Source organism: Methylocapsa palsarum, from assembly GCF_900114285.1.
Classification (GTDB): domain Bacteria; phylum Pseudomonadota; class Alphaproteobacteria; order Rhizobiales; family Beijerinckiaceae; genus Methylocapsa; species Methylocapsa palsarum.
Genome location: NZ_FOSN01000052.1, coordinates 1 through 4011, shown reverse-complemented (window position 1 = coordinate 4011; position 4011 = coordinate 1). Strand labels below are relative to the sequence as shown.

At 58.8% G+C, this 4011-nt stretch carries 3 protein-coding genes; all 3 read left to right on the top strand.

The window, feature by feature from the left end; all coding sequences use genetic code 11:
- Positions 1–64 precede the first annotated feature (64 nt).
- Positions 65–205: a hypothetical protein gene (locus BM177_RS20290; protein ID WP_175492715.1), complete on the top strand. Its 141-nt coding sequence runs from the start codon at positions 65–67 to the stop codon at positions 203–205.
- A 77-nt stretch (positions 206–282) separates the two neighbouring features.
- The gene (locus tag BM177_RS19110) at positions 283–2064 is read left to right on the top strand and encodes an extracellular solute-binding protein (protein ID WP_091686865.1); all 1782 of its coding nucleotides are present in this window, start codon (positions 283–285) and stop codon (positions 2062–2064) included.
- 1300 nt (positions 2065–3364) lie between these two features.
- On the top strand, positions 3365–4011 hold a 647-nt coding region (locus BM177_RS19095), incomplete at its 3' end, for a helix-hairpin-helix domain-containing protein (RefSeq protein ID WP_244532458.1).

Here is a 4011-nt window from a genome sequence, read left to right as displayed (position 1 = left end):
AGAAACCGCGAAACTTGACGAACGCCTGACCCACAAATCATCATCAAGCTGGGGTCAGTTCTAAATGGAAATCCCGGGTCAATTCTCGGCGGAAATCGACAAGCTGGGGCTTCTTCCATGCCGGCTCGCCGCCTATCCGTTGAAAGCGCCAGTGCTCATGGGTTTTAAATACCATCTGGCGCGCCGTCTCGACCGGAAGTTTTGAGTTTGCTTAAGCCCCGCTTTTCTTCCCGCCGCTCCTTTCTGCGATTCTGCGCAGGCGGCCTGTTCGCGCCTTCCTCTATGTGCGGCCGCGCTTCCGCTGCGGCGGAAGAGCTCAAAGTTTATGGTCTGTCGGTGTTCGGCGATCTCGCCGAGGCGCCAGACTTCAAGGCGTTTGGCTACGTGAACGTCGCTGCGCCCAAAGGCGGCGCGCTTTCAAGAGATAAACTGGGCACGTTCAATTCCCTCAACGCCTTCATCTTGCGCGGCGATCCGGCCTTCGGCCTGGAGTTCGTTTTTGATAGCCTGCTCAAGGGCAGTCTCGACGAACATGACGCTCTTTACGGTCTCGTCGCGCGTGCAGTTCGCATCTCGCCGGACAAGCGGACCTATCGGTTTCTACTGCGCAAGGAGGCGCGGTTTCACGACGGCGCTGCGCTGACGGCCAAGGACGCAGCGTTTTCGCTCGAGATGTTGAAATCAAAAGGCCACCCGACGTTTCGTCTGCAGTTGCGCGACCTGATCAGCGCGACGCCTGAGGCCGACGATAATCTCGTCGTGAGGTTCGAGGCGGGGCGCAGCCGTCAGTTGCCGCTCTTCGTCGCCGGATGCCCGATTTTCTCAAGCTCTTATTACGGAAAGATCCCGTTTGATGAGACGACGCTCGAGCCGCCGCTCGGCTCCGGCCCCTATCGGGTCGGCCGCTTTGAGCAGGGACGCTTTATCGCCTTTGATCGCGTTGAAGACTATTGGGCGAAAGATTTGCCGGTGAATGTGGGGCAGGCCAATTTCGACACGATCCGCTTCGACTATTATTCAGATCGCGCCGTCGCCTTCGAAGGTTTCAAGGCCGGCGCCTTCGCCGTGCACGAGGAGTCGAAAGCTTCCACCTGGGCGCGGGGCTATGATTTTCCGGCGATGCGCGATGGCCGCGTCAAGCGAGAGACGATCCCGGATGAAAATCTATCCGGGGTTCAGGGGTGGTTCCTCAATGTGAGGCGTCCCGCTCTCCAGGATCGGCGCATTCGCGAGGCGATCGGAAACGCCTTCGATTTCGCGTGGACCAACAAAAACCTGATGTTCGACGCTTACGAACGGACCACCTCTTATTTTCAGAATTCCGAGCTGGCTGCGTCGGGCCTGCCCGACGCGGCCGAACTTGCTCTTCTCGAGCCTTTTCGCGACAAGCTTCCTTCGGAAGTCTTCAGCCAGCCTTATCTTCCCCCTGAGGCGGATGGATCAGGCCAGGATCGGATTCTGCTGCGCCGCGCCTACGCGCTGCTCCTGGAGGCCGGCTGCAAGCGTGAAGGAGCCAAGCTGATGCTCCCCGACGGACGGTCCTTCGAATTAGAGTTCCTCAGTGCCGAAAGCGGCCTGCTGCCGCATACGCAGACCTTCGTCGCGAATCTGAAACAGCTCGGCGTCAACGCCAGAATCCGTCTCGTCGATGCAGCGCAGTACAAGCTCCGCCTCGACAATTTCGATTTCGATGTCGTCTCTGCGCGCATTCTCATGTTTTACTCTCCCGGCGAGGAACTCCGCGATCTCTTCGGCTCGGAAGCGGCGCGCACGCATGGGTCACGCAATATCGCCGGAATCGCCGATCCAACTGTCGATGCGCTGATCGCAAAAGCCGTCGCGGCGAATACGCGGGTCGAACTCGTGCACGTTTGCCGCGCGCTCGACCGCGTTCTACGGGCCGGACGCTACTGGGTTCCGCATTGGTATAAGCCGTCCCACTGGATCGCGCATTGGGACATCTTTGGAAGGCCCGAAAGGCCGCCGCGTTACAATCCTGGGATCGAGTTCACGTGGTGGTACGATGAAGAGAAAGCTAAACGCATCAATTTTTTCGGGCGATGACAAAAGCCATTTGGCTCGTTTGATTTTCACCGCGGCTACCCGAACAATGATCCCGCTTTTTTCAAGACTTTAAAAAAAATGATGCGAACGAAACCTTCCTTCGAGTCACCACGACGCCCATCGAAGGTCCAGACCTCGCGGAGAATTCGCCGCCAACTTGACCAGCGCCACACGAAAACCACCGAACCTTCGGTATGCGCAGAGAGCTTCGGGCACATATTCCGCGATTGCGTCAGAAAGGCTTCGGCACAAGCCGCCGACGCGCCGCGAACGCATCAGGCTTGCACTAAAAAGGAGGACGCCGGCGACGCGTCTTCGTGCTATTCCGCTGCTTCACTGTGAACCGCGCTGGCGCCGGATGGCGATCCTGCACGGCGGCTACGCTCTTTCCCGACTGACCACTTGCCGCCCGTGTTCTTGGCGAGGCCTCGCTTTTTCAAGCCCTGAAGTGCGAAGGAAACGGATCGATTGTTGACCTCCGGGCCCGCGGCGTTGATAAGCCCGGAGATCTCAGAAGCCGATAAATCGCCGTGCTGGCCAAGGACTTCGCTGATCGCCGCGGCGACCGATTGACGGGGCTCCGCCGCCTTGCTCGCCGGTGGCTTGCTTGTTTGAAGTTTACGGCTTGAGGATTTTGTTGCAGGTTTTTGCTTTGCCTTCGGTGCGGGCGATGGCGCTGCCTTAGTCTGCCGCGATGAACCCTTGTCGAGCGCCAGAAGCTCACGTTCAGCGATCCGCAGGTGGCTGATTTTCGTCTCCAGATCGGCGATCTTTTCGTGAATCCGTTCGAGAGAGGTTAGCATCACTTTGTTCCTTCTGTGGAGAAGAGGCGGCCTGTGGCCTTGGATAAAATCCGAAACAACCTATCGGCGAACCCAGACGTTACAGAAAACGGGCCCATGTCACTCAAATCAGTGAACGCGTTCTATCGCAGAGCGTGTGTGCGTCACAATATGATTTGTGATCCTTGGCGGCGAAATACAATACTTACTCGCCATGTGGGCCGATCAAGATGTGGAGTTTCGAGTCTTCAAAGCGGGAAGTCTTCGGGTCCGCTACAGTAACGCTGGCGTCACCTTCGCGCCTCACCGTCGACCCGAAACCAATACGATCGCCGATTTCAGGAACCCCCAATGGTCTCGCCGGTCGGGCATTCAGCCAGCGGCGACGGTTCGGAGAGGGCTGAACGCCCTCAAACAAGAGGATGGTGCGCCAGACGCCACAGCTTGGAGTTGCAAGCAGGTCAGAGGCGGCGCTTGATATTATCGTCCCGCCTTTACCCCCGTAAAGACATGATCCTTTGAAGCCCGCTCACACCAATTCTGCGCGCGAAACCCTCGCCGGCACTGTCGAGCGGGTGACGTTTCACAATGAGGAGAATGGCTTCGCCGTCCTCAAGGTGAAGGCGCGCGGGCGGCGTGAACTCGTCACGCTGGTCGGACACGCCGCCTTTATCTCCGCCGGCGAATTCGTCCATGCCGTCGGCGTCTGGCTGACTGATCGAATGCATGGCCTGCAATTTAAGGCCGATACGCTGAAGACGACCCCGCCGACGACGGCGGAGGGCATCGAGAAATACCTCGCCTCGGGGATGGTGCGTGGTATCGGTCCCGTCCTCGCCAAACGAATCGTTGACGCGTTTGGACAAGCGACTTTCGAGATCATCGAGGACGCGCCCGAGAAGTTGCGCGAGGTCCCAGGGATCGGCGAATTCCGCGCCCGCAAGATCGCCGCTGGCTGGGCCGAACAGAAGGCCGTGCGCGATATTATGATCTTTTTGCATTCCCATGGCGTCGGAACGTCGCGGGCGGTGCGCATCTTCAAGACCTACGGGCATGACGCCATCGCCGTGATGACCGAGGATCCCTACCGGCTCGCCCGCGACATCAAAGGCATCGGGTTTCGCACCGCCGACGCGATCGCCATGAAAATGGGGATGACGAAAGA

Coding starts and splice junctions, on each gene's coding strand:
- BM177_RS19110 (WP_091686865.1), top strand. CDS start 283: ATGTGCGGCCGCGCTTCCGCTGCGGCGGAAGAGCTCAAAGTTTATGGT.
- BM177_RS20290 (WP_175492715.1), top strand. CDS start 65: ATGGAAATCCCGGGTCAATTCTCGGCGGAAATCGACAAGCTGGGGCTT.